Source organism: Staphylococcus sp. EG-SA-2 (assembly GCF_017152085.1).
Genome location: NZ_JACYHC010000130.1, coordinates 1 through 545, shown reverse-complemented (window position 1 = coordinate 545; position 545 = coordinate 1). Strand labels below are relative to the sequence as shown.

Here is a 545-nt window from a genome sequence, read left to right as displayed (position 1 = left end):
CCTGTTGATTAATGGCATGTTTTTCTCCATTTTCCAACATATTGACATACAATTTATAATGTTTTTCAACTGCCTGAATAAAAGCGAGTTGATTTTTATTTAAATGTGATTTTAACTTTTCTAAATCTGAATTAATAAAGTCTTCTATAGTCGAATAAGACATATCTTGGTATTCAACTACTGCATTAATTTCATCTAATAATTGCGATTGTGATTTTAGCGTTATATAACTCTCGTCTCCATAAGATATTTCTGTAGTAGCTGCTGTAGTAGGATTTGGAGAACTGACTAAAATATGCTCGCCTAATAATGCATTTATCAAACTACTTTTACCAGCACTAAATGTTCCAAATACACCTATTTTTATTAATTTATTATCTATACGTGTTAATGTTTCGTGGATATCTTGCTTTGTACGCTTGAACAAAGGCACATCCGAAATTATATCAAGCGCTTTTTGAATATCTATAGACATATTTGTTGTAGCTGTATTTTGATTTAGCTGCTGATTATCACGATTATCCTGAGTATTATCAGTAGCCACT

Annotated in this window: 1 protein-coding gene; it reads right to left on the bottom strand. The window is 30.5% G+C overall.

Annotated features, from left to right (window positions below; translation table 11 throughout):
• A partial coding sequence (locus tag IDG60_RS01285; RefSeq protein ID WP_206160394.1) for a dynamin family protein occupies window positions 1-545 on the bottom strand: 545 nt, incomplete at both ends.